This window comes from Bacillus sp. FJAT-27986 (assembly GCF_001685035.1).
GTDB lineage: Bacteria > Bacillota > Bacilli > Bacillales > Pradoshiaceae > Pradoshia.
This window is the reverse complement of the sequence record NZ_MAYV01000001.1, coordinates 886,075-898,163: the sequence shown is the minus strand read 5'-3', so window position 1 is coordinate 898,163 and position 12,089 is coordinate 886,075. Positions and strand designations below refer to the sequence as shown.

Annotated in this window: 10 protein-coding genes and 1 riboswitch; of the genes, 5 read left to right on the top strand and 5 right to left on the bottom strand. The window is 38.5% G+C overall.

Features of this window, described 5'->3' with window-relative positions; genetic code table 11:
* Positions 1-242: 242 nt before the first annotated feature.
* On the bottom strand, positions 243-1,409 hold the full coding sequence (locus A8L44_RS04320) for a pyridoxal phosphate-dependent aminotransferase (RefSeq protein ID WP_066102018.1): 1,167 nt from the start codon (positions 1,407-1,409) through the stop codon (positions 243-245).
* A 495-nt stretch (positions 1,410-1,904) separates the two neighbouring features.
* A riboswitch (SAM riboswitch) is annotated at positions 1,905-2,011 on the top strand.
* Between the two features lie 81 nt (positions 2,012-2,092).
* Between A8L44_RS04320 and A8L44_RS04315 the strand changes: the two genes are divergently transcribed.
* The 5 genes from A8L44_RS04315 (at position 2,093) to glpX (ending at position 7,190) form a co-directional block, all read left to right on the top strand.
* Positions 2,093-3,106, top strand: a complete 1,014-nt coding sequence (locus A8L44_RS04315) for a methionine ABC transporter ATP-binding protein (protein ID WP_066102017.1) — start codon at positions 2,093-2,095, stop codon at positions 3,104-3,106.
* A complete protein-coding gene (locus A8L44_RS04310) occupies positions 3,096-3,767 on the top strand; it encodes a methionine ABC transporter permease (RefSeq protein ID WP_066102014.1) in 672 nt (223 codons plus the stop codon). The genes A8L44_RS04315 and A8L44_RS04310 overlap by 11 nt, the downstream gene beginning before the upstream one ends.
* Before the next feature lie 20 nt (positions 3,768-3,787).
* Positions 3,788-4,612 (top strand): MetQ/NlpA family ABC transporter substrate-binding protein, encoded by an 825-nt coding sequence (locus A8L44_RS04305; RefSeq protein ID WP_077247973.1) that lies wholly within the window; start codon positions 3,788-3,790, stop codon positions 4,610-4,612.
* 204 nt (positions 4,613-4,816) lie between these two features.
* The gene (locus tag A8L44_RS04300; RefSeq protein WP_066102011.1) at positions 4,817-5,920 is read left to right on the top strand and encodes an iron-containing alcohol dehydrogenase family protein; all 1,104 of its coding nucleotides are present in this window, start codon (positions 4,817-4,819) and stop codon (positions 5,918-5,920) included.
* Between the two features lie 295 nt (positions 5,921-6,215).
* On the top strand, positions 6,216-7,190 hold the full coding sequence (gene glpX, locus A8L44_RS04295) for a class II fructose-bisphosphatase (RefSeq protein ID WP_066102008.1): 975 nt from the start codon (positions 6,216-6,218) through the stop codon (positions 7,188-7,190).
* Positions 7,191-7,295: 105 nt separating this feature from the next.
* Here the strand turns inward: glpX and A8L44_RS04290 are convergent, their stop codons facing one another.
* The 4 genes from A8L44_RS04290 to A8L44_RS04275 form a co-directional block, all read right to left on the bottom strand.
* A complete protein-coding gene (locus A8L44_RS04290; protein ID WP_066102005.1) occupies positions 7,296-7,673 on the bottom strand; it encodes a GtrA family protein in 378 nt (125 codons plus the stop codon).
* A gap of 184 nt (positions 7,674-7,857) precedes the next feature.
* Positions 7,858-8,460 carry a tetratricopeptide repeat protein gene (locus A8L44_RS04285; RefSeq protein ID WP_066102001.1) on the bottom strand — a complete coding sequence of 201 codons (603 nt, stop codon included), beginning with the start codon at positions 8,458-8,460 and terminating at the stop codon, positions 7,858-7,860.
* A 548-nt stretch (positions 8,461-9,008) separates the two neighbouring features.
* Positions 9,009-9,797: a TIGR00266 family protein gene (locus A8L44_RS04280; RefSeq protein WP_066101999.1), complete on the bottom strand. Its 789-nt coding sequence runs from the start codon at positions 9,795-9,797 to the stop codon at positions 9,009-9,011.
* Between the two features lie 80 nt (positions 9,798-9,877).
* Complete coding sequence (locus tag A8L44_RS04275) at positions 9,878-12,025, bottom strand: MMPL family transporter (protein ID WP_066101996.1); 2,148 nt, start codon at positions 12,023-12,025, stop codon at positions 9,878-9,880.
* Positions 12,026-12,089: the final 64 nt, after the last annotated feature.

The window sequence follows — 12,089 nt, the reverse complement described above, 5'->3', positions numbered from 1 at the left end:
AATGGGGAGTTTTTCTGTGCTCAAAAAAAAGAACGCTGTATTGATCACATGGGGCGATTCATTTTGGGGCACAGTAAAATAGAATAGTATTATTAAAAAAACGAATTTTAAAAGAGGCGTTAATAGCATCTGTAACAACGTTATCAATAGAGATTGAGCGGCAGAACCCCTTAGAATTCAGGGTTCTGCTTTTATTATATTCATTGTTTACTAGACAGGGAGCAGTTCAATACCGCAGTTGTTTAAGTGAATATTCCTAGCTTTCCAATACGTTCAATAGCTTCTATTAGCCGGTCTTCGTCTACTAATAAGCCGACACGAATGTAGCCTTCTCCGTATTCACCAAAGCCTTTTCCTGCTGCAACGGCTACATCTGCTTTTTCAAGCAAATAATCAGCAAAGCTCTCGCTCTTGAAACCGGCAGGGACAGGAAGCCAAGCAAAGAATGAACCAGTTGGGGCTTCGACTTTCCAGCCGATTTTATTGCAAGCGCCAATGAGGGAATTTCGTCGTCGTTCATAGCGTTCGATTAGCTCTTCTACGCAGGATTGCTCCCCTGTCAAGGCTGCGATTGCCGCTTTTTGTACAGCAGGGAAGAGGCTGACGTAAAGATGATCTTGAATGAGATTGAGTGCTTCGATGATAGCTGGGTTTCCGATAGCAAAGCCAACACGCCAGCCTGCCATATTGTAAGTTTTCGAGAGTGTGTACATTTCAATGCCGACTTCTTTTGCACCCTCCGTTTCAAGAAAACTGATAGGTTTTTGTCCATCAAAGCCAATAGCTCCATAGGCAAAATCATGAAGTACGGTAATGTTATTTTCTTTTGCAAATGATACTGTTTTTTCAAAAAAAGCATGATCTGCGGTAGCTCCGGTAGGATTATTTGGGTAGTTTAAATACATTAGCTTTGCATGGGTCCTTTGTTCTAAAGGGATGCTTTCATAATCCGGCAAAAATTGATTATCTTTTGTTAGTGGAAAAGTTTCATAGTTTACGTTTGCTAATACAGCTCCAGATAAATAGTCGGGATAGCCTGGGTCTGGCAAGAGCATTAGCTCTCTATCGTTGAGCAAGCACATTGGTAGCTCAACTAGTCCGGCCTTCGTTCCAAAAAGGATGGCAACTTCAGTTTTAGGGTCAACCTCGACGTCATATTGCTTGTGATAAAATTGTGCTGCCGCTTCTTTCAACTCTTCCAAACCCCGAAATGGAGAATATTTATGAGTTTGTGCATCTTCAGCCGCCACTTGCAGGGCTTTGACGATATGCGCAGGAGTAGGTTGATCAGGATTTCCTTGTCCGAGATTAATAATGTCTCTGCCTTCAGCTATAGCGCTGTTAACTTTTAGGACAAGTGTTGCAAAAAATTGGACTGGCAGTTTTTTTAAGCGTTCTGAATATGTCATATAATTCACCTTTACGAAGAGAATATAGTTTTGAATATTTAAATAATAGATAAAATTCTATAACCTTTATTTAGAAATGTCTATAGTGAGCTGAAAGAATTTGAATATAGCGGTAGTAAATGGTTATTAGATTTGCTGAGTCATAGATTATAGGGGAACGTTAGATGAAGTGGGTGTGGTAGCTTTTTCAGAAATGATTGTTTTTCGGAAAATGTGAAATGTGGAGACTATACATTAAATGAGCTTGTTTGGCAGATGAAAATAGTGAGCGATGAAAGTGTTATTCAGTCGGCTTGCGAAAATGTAGAGTTTTACATTATCGTCAGTTCAGCCCTACGAAGAAGAATGGGGAGTTTTTTAATCCGATGTATGTGGATTGGAATATTTTATTGAAATTGCAATGATGAAAGCGGTTCAACAGTTTACGTCAAAAAGGTTTTTGTTGACAGACTATTCTGAAGTCTGTAATATCATAAACAAATCAAATAAAGCTATAGCTTATCGAGAGCGACCGAGGGACTAGGCCCTATGACGTCCGGCAACCCCCTTAATAGGGAAGGTGCCAATTCCTGCAGAATGTATTACATTCTGAAAGATAAGTCGAGATAGATGTATTTCGATGCCCCTTTCAGATGAGAGGGGCATTTTTGTTTCAAAAAATGTGTAGAGATAGAGGTTGGCATATGATAAAAATTCAGAATATTAATAAGATTTACAAAACTAAAAGCGGTATAGTAAATGGAGTTGACAACGTTTCCTTAACAATTAAAAAAGGCGAGATATTCGGGATTGTCGGGTACTCAGGAGCAGGTAAAAGCTCGCTGCTACGCTGTATTAATTTGTTGGAGCGTCCAACATCGGGAAATATCACAGTTGATGGAATTGATCTGGCTAAGTTGAGAAGCAAGCAATTGCGTCATGCACGCTTAAAAATCGGGATGATTTTTCAGCACTTTTATCTTATTAGCCAGAAAACAGTTTTTGAAAATATAGCTTTTTCTTTAAAGGCAGCAAAAGTGCCGCAGACTCAAATACAAGACCGAGTAGAAGAACTGTTGAAAATGGTCGGATTAGCTGAAAAGCGTGAAGTGTATCCTTCGCAGCTAAGTGGGGGACAGAAGCAGCGTGTAGCGATTGCAAGGGCGTTGGCGAATAACCCGACAGTACTCCTTTGTGATGAGGCGACCTCAGCACTAGATCCGACGACAACGAAATCAATATTGAATTTGTTGAAAAAAATCAATAAGGAGCTCAATATTACGATTGTGTTGATTACACATGAGATGAATGTAGTAAAGGAAATTTGTAATCGAATGGCGATTATGCAGGATGGCAAGGTCATTGAGGAAGGCTCGGTGTATGATATTTTTGCTAAACCCCATGCCGATCTTACGAAGGAATTCATTAACAGTGTTGTTTCGTTCGATATACCTGACGCTATTTACCAAAGTTGCAAGGGTCCGATTGTCAAGGTGACGTTTAGGGGAACGGTTGCCGGTGAGGGAGTCATATCGGATACGCTTCAGCAATTTAATGTAAAAGGCAATTTTCTTCATGGCTCAATTGAATATATTCAGGAATTGCCTTTAGGTATTTTTATCATGGAGCTTCGCGGACAGAAGGAAGAGATTAATAAAGCGATATCTTATATAGAAAGTCGAGAGGCAGAAGTGGAGGTGTTCCAACATGGGCTTTGATTTCAACCACTTTATAGAGCTTATTCCTGAAATTAACACAGCATTTTTGCAGACGATTTACATGATTTCCATTTCTTTAGCTGTCGCAATCGTGATTGGTTTACCAGTTGGAATTCTATTATATGTGACAGAAAAGGGTTTATTTTGGGAAAACAAAACGGTTCAGAGGATATTAGGATTTGTCGTCAATTTGGTCCGATCAATACCATTTATTATTTTATTGGTTGCTCTTATGCCATTGACCGAATTTGTTGTAAAGACAACGATTGGACCAACAGCTGCTAGCGTATCGCTGTCAGTCGCAGCTATTCCGTTTTTTGCGAGAATCGTTGAAACGTCTTTACGAGAAATTGATAAAGGTGTTATTGAAGCCGCGATAGCAGCTGGTGCGACACCGTGGATGATTATTAAGGAAGTACTATTGCTCGAAGCGAGATCAGGTATCATTTCGGGTATTACACTTACATTAATTAGCTTGATTGGGTTTTCTGCTATGGCAGGAACGGTCGGTGGTGGCGGTATTGGTGATTTAGCGATTCGCTATGGGTATTATCGCTATGATAATACCATTATGATTGCAACTGTTATTATTTTAATCGTATTGGTTCAGGTTATCCAACTTGCCGGTGATTTCATCGCAAAAGTTATAGATAAAAGATAATAGAAAAGGGGAATTATTTCATGAAAAAGGGGTTAACAGCATTTATTTTATTCTTAGTGGTAGGTACATTGGCAGCTTGCAGCGGCAATGAAAGCATTGAGGATGCAAGCTCAGAGTCAAAGGATATTAAAATTGGAGCTACTTCTGGTCCTTATAGTGATATGGCAACGAAAGCAATCAAGCCAGGCTTGGAAGAATTGGGATACAAAGTAGAAGTGGTGGAGTTCAGTGATTATATTCAACCGAATAAAGCGTTAGATGGTGGAGATATTGATGCGAACCTTTTTCAGCATACTATTTACTTGGAAAACTTTGAAAAAGAGAACAGCATGGATTTGACAGGGTTAATTAAAGTACCGACTGCGCCGATGGGTATTTATTCAAACACGTATAAATCTTTGGATGAAGTGAAGGACGGAGCGACGATTACAATTCCGAATGATCCGGTAAATGCAGCTCGCGCATTCAATACACTTCAAGATGAAGGATTAATTGTAGTAGATGAAAATGCAGAACCCCTTAAAGTTTCTGAAAAGGACATAATCGAAAACAAGAAAAACTTAAAATTCCAGCCGCTAGAGTCAGGACAGCTACCTCGATCTATTGACAGTGCAGATTTATCAGCAGTACCAGGAAACTTCGCATTAGCTGCAGATATGGACTTATTAAGTGCATTAGCGCTTGAGAATATGCTTGATCCGTATCGAAATTTAGTGGCTGTAAAGGCTAATAATGATGATTCACAGCTAGCTAAGGATATTTTATCAGTGGTAGAATCTGATGAATTCGAAAAAATAATCGATGAAGAATTTGTCGGCTTCGGCAAGCCTGAATGGATGAAATAATAAGAAAAAATGTTCTCAGTTCTCTCTTTGTTTTATGTATAAATACTAAGGCTGTATATCCCTTAGATTAAACAACTAATTCGTAAACAATACAAAACCATAGAAGGAGCATGGCGGGTGTAAGGTTAGACATACAGAATATATAAAGATAACACTTCCCACTTTATTAATGTTTTTAACAGCAAATAGAAATGAGTGATGAAAATGACTGTTTTTTCAGTTCATGGTGCTCCAAGTGAATATATTTTGAAAGATAACGCTTTAGATTTATTGGAAGCTAAGCTGCTGGAACGCAATCTCCGCAGAGTTCTTGTGGTTCGTGGCAAAAAGTCCTGGGAGGCAGTAAAGCCGTATTGGCCGCAAATGGCAGAGGTAGAATTGGAAGAATATACGTACGGAGGTGAGTGCTCATTTGCCGAAATCGAGGCGGTTACTAAGCTGGTCAAGCATCATTCATTGGATGCGGTAATAGGTGTCGGAGGCGGAAAGATACTCGATCTTGTTAAGGCGGTTTGCGATGCGACTGAAAGGCAGTCCATTCTCATTCCGACATTGGCATCTAATTGTTCGCCATGGACGCCTTTAAGCGTTATATATGATGATTCCGGAGCTTTCATTCGTTATGATATATATCCGGTTTGTACCAGTCTGGTGCTAGTGGAGCCGCAAATTTTAGTTGATGCTCCAATAGAAATGGTAATTGCCGGTATTGGAGATACTCTTGCGAAATGGTACGAAGCGGATGTACAGATGGTTGTAATTGATAATAAGACTGTTCCACTGCAAATTGCTCATTTTGCTGCAAGAGAATGTAAGGATTTATTGCTAAAATTCGCCCGTGGAGCTGTTGAAGCTGCAAAGGCTGGGGAAGTAAATGATGATTTCGTCAAAGTAGTGGAAACGATTATTATGTTTGGTGGCATGGTTGGGGGCTATGGTGATTATTACGGTCGAATTGCTGGCGCTCATTCGATTCACAATGGTTTAACGGTACTTGAAGAAACTCATCACGCCTTGCATGGTGATAAGGTGGCATATGGCATTTTAGTTCAGCTAGTGCTGGAAGACAAATGGACAGAAATTGAAGAGCTTCGACTGTTTTATGAGGAGTTGGGCCTTCCATTATCCTTAACAGATTTAGGTGTGGAAGATATAACGGAAGCGCTGATTGCTGAGGTTGCTGAAAAAGCAACAGTTACGGGTGAGTCGATTCATGTAATGTCAATTGGATTGGTTACAGCTGAGAGGGTAGTGGAAGCAATTCAGAAGTTGGAGCAATTTGTTTGTGAGAGTGAGAAATCTTGCTAAAGTTGTTTACATAAACGGTCATCATCCACTCTAGGAATTAGAAGGTGTTTTAGGATTAGTTGATTGTGCAGGTTTCTTAGTAGACAGTTAAAAAGCTGTCTACTTTTTTTATTAGTCGTTAGCAATAATGTTTATGAAAACAGCCTTATCTTTACATGTAAATAAAGTTGTTTTTTCCTAATTAAAATGCTTATCTGGCTGCATAGTTTATTACCAAAATTATAAACTTGTTTATTTGTATAAATGAACCCTAAAATGGATAGGGAAATTTACTATTAAACGAAGGAAGTTGATTATGGAATTCACCAAGTATGCGAGTAAGAAACACACCGTACAGCAAATTGCAGAAGATCTGCTACATGTTACTCAACAGGCAGCTATTGCTTCATATCCCTGGATAGGAAAGGGAAATAAGATTGAAGCAGATGGTGCAGGGACAAGGGCTATGAGGCATCATTTAAATACAATCGATATGTGTGGAAGAGTCGTAATTGGTGAAGGAGAAATGGATGAAGCGCCAATGCTTTATATCAATGAAATGCTGGGAAATGGGAACGGTCCGGCAATTGATATAGCTGTTGATCCGGTGGAAGGTACTACGTTAATGTCTAAAGGGAAAAATCATTCAATGGCTGTGTTGGCTGCTGCGAAAAGTGGAAGCATGCTTCATGCTCCTGATATGTATATGAAAAAGATCGCAGTTGGGCCAAATGCAAAAGGATGTATTAATATAAATGCCTCCTTAAAAGAGAATATGCAATCAGTTGCGAAGGCCCTTGGAAAAGATGTAAGAGAATTGACCATTATGATTCAGGACCGCGACAGGCATAGTACTTTAATGGCACAGGTTCTCGAACTGGGAGCGAAGTTGAAGTTATTCTCTGATGTTGATATAACGGGCGCTATAGCAACTGGAATCGATGGAATGGATATTGATATGCTTGTCGGTACAGGCGGAGCTCCAGAGGGTGTCATCACTGCAACTGCACTAAAATGTCTGGGAGGAGATTTTCAGGGGCAGCTAGTTCCTATGAATCAGGAAGAATATAACCGATGTGTACAAATGGGTATTGAAAATCCAACTAAAATTTTCGAGCTGGATGAAATTATTCGTACAGATGATTGTTTATTTTCTGCAACGGCAATCACCGACGGTATGTTTTTGAATGGAGTCAGGAAGTTACCAAGCGGGAAAATGAGTACCCACTCCTTGTTACTGGTAGGCGCAAATACAAGAAATACAAAATTTATCCATACACACCACCATTAATGCTTTCTAAAAATAAAATCCTATAAAAGCAGTGATGATATGCTTTTATAGGATTTTTTTATTTCAAGGTTGATCAATACTTTCAAATCTTAATCCCGAATTAAATTAATCCTTTGCAAGAATCATTTTTGAGAGTAAAAAGGTAAAAGGAATCGCAATAATAGTAGCGATTATAGGTGCTATATTATCATGTATGGAAAGCAACTGGACTAAAATATAAATGGCAAGCGTGGACACTAAGATATTAACGACATAGGTTAATGGGAATTGAAGGAATTTTTTTAAAGTTGGTTTCGTTCGATAGGTAAAATAGGAATTCAGATAAAAGGAGCCAATCATACTGATAAAAAAACCAAGTAAATGGGCAGTCATATAGTTCATCTGAAACACTTCTTTAAAAAGTAAATACAAAATATAATAGTTGATTGTATTTACAATGCCAACCATATTAAATTTCCAAAATTCCTTTTCAAATAAAATCATCGAGTACAACCAGCTTTCTTCGCTTTTTTCTAGGTTCTCTTATTATACTCAATTTAACAGTCAGCTAAAATATTCCATAAAAATGGATAAGGGTTATTAGTGATAGATGCGAAGTAAATGACTGATTACTATATGGATATAAAAAGAAGTAAGACCGGAAATGGTCATTCGCGGTCTTACTTAGTTACTGGTTAAATAGATGAAACTCTTTCCACCAATCCATTCCAATATCCCGATAAAAATTTAATTTTGTTAAGTTATAGGAGTTAGGTTGATTCAGTAAATATTTTTGAAACTCATCAGCTTGCTTTTTTTGTTCCTCCGTAACAGAACGATGGTTATCGAGTAATACGTGACCTAGTTGATGCAATAAATGGGAGTGGACATTTTTTATCGCATCTTTAGGTGTGTACTTAGCGGCATAGTGCAGGGACTTAAGATAATGGCTTGCTGATTTTTCAAAATCATTAAGTAAGTAATTCATCTTCCCGATTGATTCATGAACACGCATTTTATCCATGTCTGTTTTAGCCAGTGATAAGGCTGCTTCATATGTATCTCTAGCTTTTTGCAGGTTATTCACTTTTATATATTGATCAGCCAAAAGGATTGTAGCAGGAAACACCATTTTACTGACCCTCTTTGGCATTTTACCCGAGATGGATTGCAGGGCGGTTTCTAAAAGCTTAATAATTGTATCCGTTTCTGTGTTTTCATCAGCATTAAGTGCTTTATATAAAAGTTCTTCAGTTGGGTTGGTATGGTGAAACTTATTCAAGATACTCATATAGCATCACCTTTCAGAAAATTTATTATATTAATATAATTATAACATGTTATTCCTGTTTTCATCTTTCCTAATTTAATTAAAAATGCGAACTTCATTGTGCTGGAATGTAAGAAACACGATTTTAAAATAGCTATACTTAGAGCCATATGAATCGTTTCACAGCCAAACCGACAAGCAGGATAAGTTAGACACGATTCAATCTATTAACAAGGATACTGAAAAAAGAAAGGATACTGATAAAGAGTAAGGAATTAATGGAGATTACTCTACCCATTGCTATAGAACGGGTTTGCTCAAGAATTATGACAGGTAAAATTACAGAAGTTATAACACCTCCTATGTGGGAGAGGAGTTGTCCCGAAAATAAGGACTTAAAAACGTGATTGTAAAGGGATTGAAGTGCGTATTTTTTGGAAGCAATTTATGGATTAGAGACTATGAAAATATTCCCTTTACTTTAAATTACCATATAATTCAAATGAATAGGGGATAAAACAAAAAAAGCCCAATAGACTTTTCTATTGGGCTACTAATTTGCTATTCTTCTATTTTCCACCAAACATATCGAAAAGACCTTTGGCTACACTGCCTTCATCGCTTGACCCGCCTCTAGACGGCATAGCGGAAAACACTCTGCTTGCAAGGCGGCTGAAGGGGAGTGATTGAACCCAGACTGTTCCAGGACCCTGCAATGTAGCAAAAAACAGACCCTCTCCGCCAAATAACGCGGTTTTAATACCTTTGGCAAATTCAATATCGTAATCGACATTTCTGGTCATTGCAACGATACAGCCGGTATCTACTCGTATTTTTTCTCCTGGAGCTAATACTTTTTGATGTAATGTCCCTCCGGCATGCACGAAAGCCATCCCATCACCCTCGAGTTTTTGCATGATAAATCCCTCACCGCCAAAAAAGCCAGCCCCAATTTTTTTCTGGAATTCTATACCTACTGATACACCCTTCGCAGCTGCTAAAAAGGAGTCCTTCTGGCAGATTACCTTTCCATCCAATTCACTTAAATCCAAAGGAACGATCTTTCCCGGATATGGAGAAGCAAAAGATACATGCTTTTTTTGAGTTCCTTCATTTGTAAAGGTGGTCATAAATAAACTTTCTCCAGTCAGGACTCTTTTTCCGGCACTGAATAATTTGCCCATCATTCCAGATTGGGAAGAAGAACCGTCACCGAAAATGGTTTCCATTTGAATCTGCTCATCCATCATCATTAAGCTTCCGGCCTCGGCCACGACTGTTTCTTTCGGATCTAATTCCACTTCTACAAATTGCATATCGTCTCCGTATATCTTGTAATCAATTTCATGGTTGTTCATTGCCAAACACCTCCAAATTGATAAATCTCTTCAGTTAAAGTGTAATCCAAAACAATTGAGGATGCGAGTTTGGTATACAATCAATTATTGCTTTTTTTCGCCCTTTTTTGTCCAGGGAACCACCAATTCCATTTGCCCAGCAATTTCATTAGAGAAGGAACAAGGACCATACGGACAAGGGTGGCATCTATAAAAATAGCTAAGGCCACACCAACCCCGATTTGCTTTACCGGTACAATATCTGTAAAAGCAAAGGCACCTGTAACAGCAATCATTATGGCGGCTGCCGAGGTGATAATTTTGCTTGTTGTAGTTAAGCCTTCAAGGGTAGCTTTATCGTTATCTCCAGTTTCGAGATAAATCTCTTGGATACGGGAGATTAAGAAAACTTCATAATCCATACTTAATCCAAAAACAATTGCAAAGGTTAAGATAGGTATCATTAGTGCAATTGGGTTAGGATCAACTCCTAAATTCCCGTGCTGGAAAATCCATACAATGATACCAAAGGCAGCTCCAAGGGAAAGGATATTCATCAGAATAGCTTTCACCGGAATGAGTACAGACCGGAATGCAACTAATAAAATCAAATAAGTAGCCCCGATAATCAGTAATAAACCTTTTGGGACCTGCTCCAGGATTTCATCAAAAATTTCTTGTGTGAATTTTGCCTGACCGCCAATAGTGTGAGTCAGCTCTGGATGTATGTCTTGATTCTCAGCCTCTCGAACCCAATCTTTTGCTTTCGCGGTTTTGTATGCTGCATCGAGTTTAACCGTTATGTGGGTTGTATCTTCGTTCACTAGCTTTTCGAGGACAGGAGCCATTTTTTCTCTAGCCGCATCAGATTGTAAGGTTTGATATAACTCTTCAGCGGAGTTTGTGTTTGTATACGTAAATATTGAATCAACTTGATCGACAAGCTCATCTTCCTTAAGCTCATTTATAAATGCTTCTATGTTCTCAAGGGATTCCTTTGATAATATGTCCTCTTGATTTTTTGTTTCTAAAACAATCGGTACGTTTGACTGATTGCTTGGAAGGAAAGAGTCTTCAAATTTTTCATATGCAATTCTTGTTTGACTGTCAGCCGGCAAAGAATCAGCATTAGGTATTTCTAAATCAATATTGCGAATAGGGGTGGCTGCAATCATTAAAATGAGTAAAGCGGCTAAGGCCATAATTATAGGGCGTTTCATTACGAAGTTTGCGAAACTTCTCCATTTACTGTCCGAGTTTTCTTTAGTTTTTAGAATCATAGCTTTGTTAATGTTTTTACCGATAATGCCTAATAAGGCCGGCAGGAAGGTAAGGGCAGAAATGACAGAAATGAAAACAGCGACTATACCGCCGACAGCTATACTTCGGAATATATCAATATTAATGAAAAACATCCCTGCAAGACCAAGAACAACACAGGTTCCAGAAAAAGCAATTGCTTTCCCGGCAGTTTTGTTTGTAATGCTCACGGCTTTACTGACTTCATGATGCTGCAGTTCTTCTCTGAATCGATGGATGTAGAGAAGGGCAAAATCAATGCTGACTGCTAACCCAATCATGGGAACAACATTTAAAACAAACACGGAAAGATTAATACTCTGACCAATAAAATAAATAATCCCCATCGAGGATACAACGGCTACAATCCCGGTCATCAGGGGAATGGAAGCAGCAACCAATCCTCCAAAAGCTAATAACAATACAATCATGGCGATTGGAATCCCAATCATTTCGGCATTTTTTAAATCAGTTTGAGATGCTTTGCTCATATCTTCTTCAATGACATGGCTACCAGTCAGAGAAGCGGATATATCCTGGCCAGCAATCTCTTGGTTTAAAGCTTTAATATAATCTGCAGGTTCTTGTGTGTCTTCGTCAAAAGAGATAGAGGCATAGGCAATCTCCTTTTTATATTGTGAATCATTTTCTAAGGGGGATTCTACTGAGCTAAACCCGTCGATTTTTTTCACATCATTCAATACTGAGTTTATCTTTTGTTTAAAATCCTTTTCCTCTAAATTATCCTTATTTTCAAATAAAATGATATAAGGTGAGGCTGATTGGCCGAACCGATCCTCTAATAGCTCATTTGTTTTATCATAGGAGGACTCTTCCATCTCAAAGCCGCTGCCTTGCAGAATACCAGGCATTTTTAGAGCGAAGAATCCCATTACCAATGTGAAAATAATCCAAATCACTAAGATTATTTTACGATATGTATACATCATTCAATAAACCTCCTCTTTTAGCTCTATGTGCCACAATTCTCTATACCCATGTATACAAGATATA

What these genes read in the sequence shown, in the direction of transcription:
- A8L44_RS04315 (WP_066102017.1), top strand. Translation starts at nt 2,093, where the DNA reads ATGATAAAAATTCAGAATATTAATAAGATTTACAAAACTAAAAGCGGT.
- glpX (WP_066102008.1), top strand. Translation starts at nt 6,216, where the DNA reads ATGGAATTCACCAAGTATGCGAGTAAGAAACACACCGTACAGCAAATT.
- A8L44_RS04275 (WP_066101996.1), bottom strand. Translation starts at nt 12,025, where the DNA reads ATGATGTATACATATCGTAAAATAATCTTAGTGATTTGGATTATTTTC.
- A8L44_RS04300 (WP_066102011.1), top strand. Translation starts at nt 4,817, where the DNA reads ATGACTGTTTTTTCAGTTCATGGTGCTCCAAGTGAATATATTTTGAAA.
- A8L44_RS04305 (WP_077247973.1), top strand. Translation starts at nt 3,788, where the DNA reads ATGAAAAAGGGGTTAACAGCATTTATTTTATTCTTAGTGGTAGGTACA.
- A8L44_RS04280 (WP_066101999.1), bottom strand. Translation starts at nt 9,797, where the DNA reads ATGAACAACCATGAAATTGATTACAAGATATACGGAGACGATATGCAA.
- A8L44_RS04320 (WP_066102018.1), bottom strand. Translation starts at nt 1,409, where the DNA reads ATGACATATTCAGAACGCTTAAAAAAACTGCCAGTCCAATTTTTTGCA.
- A8L44_RS04285 (WP_066102001.1), bottom strand. Translation starts at nt 8,460, where the DNA reads ATGAGTATCTTGAATAAGTTTCACCATACCAACCCAACTGAAGAACTT.
- A8L44_RS04290 (WP_066102005.1), bottom strand. Translation starts at nt 7,673, where the DNA reads ATGATTTTATTTGAAAAGGAATTTTGGAAATTTAATATGGTTGGCATT.
- A8L44_RS04310 (WP_066102014.1), top strand. Translation starts at nt 3,096, where the DNA reads ATGGGCTTTGATTTCAACCACTTTATAGAGCTTATTCCTGAAATTAAC.